This is a genomic window from Vibrio sp. D173a (genome assembly GCF_030248475.1).
This window is the reverse complement of sequence record NZ_JAHGAH010001281.1, coordinates 1-733: the sequence shown is the minus strand read 5'-3', so window position 1 is coordinate 733 and position 733 is coordinate 1. Positions and strand designations below refer to the sequence as shown.

1 protein-coding gene is annotated in these 733 nt (G+C 42.3%); it reads right to left on the bottom strand.

The features are described from left to right. On the bottom strand, positions 1-526 hold a 526-nt coding region (locus KIV40_RS32855), incomplete at its 3' end, for a DUF898 family protein (RefSeq protein ID WP_285353562.1). Positions 527-733 lie beyond the last annotated feature (207 nt).

The window sequence follows — 733 nt, the reverse complement described above, 5'->3', positions numbered from 1 at the left end:
GCACCAACATCGCGACGACTCCTGCAATCACATTAAGCTGCATAGCAAACACAACCACACCTATCGCCGCAACGAAACCTAAGGTCGCGAGCGTCCCACGTCCTAGAATCGCCCAATACGCTCCTGAGATTGTGCCATGAAACGAAAAGTGTACATTGCGAAAACTGGTCATCGCAGAATCAAAGCGTGCGTTGCTGCGTGATAATAGAGGTAATAACAACACAAATGCCACAATGAGACCTAAAGATAGTAGAGGTGAAACCTGTTCGGATATCGACCAAACCACCACACAAACCACCGCAATAATTCGCCCTTTTAGAATCTGTATTGGTGTTCCGTGATATTCAAAGTTATCGCCCGCAATTGAGGTATGACCGTAAAAGTAGCGTTTGTTTCTTACTTTGGCCCACGCTGAATAAATACCAAGCGTGATCACTGACAATAGAATGTTAACAATCCATATCCCAAAGTACTCTTTCCCTTCCCCACTAAAGTGAACCTTAGTTTCCAACTCTTTGGTTTCCATTTTTGACTCCATCTGACGTTTATCATTAAACCATGTACATCTTGGTGCACATTGGGAGAATGCACGCTATAGAAATACGCCATGCGAAGCAATAAGTGGGATTGATAAATCAAAGCAAGTTATCATAATTTTTACAAATAACTACAAGGGTTTGGATAAGTATTAGTAAGGTATTTGTCACCAATAATTGCCCCCCTATCAACAGAC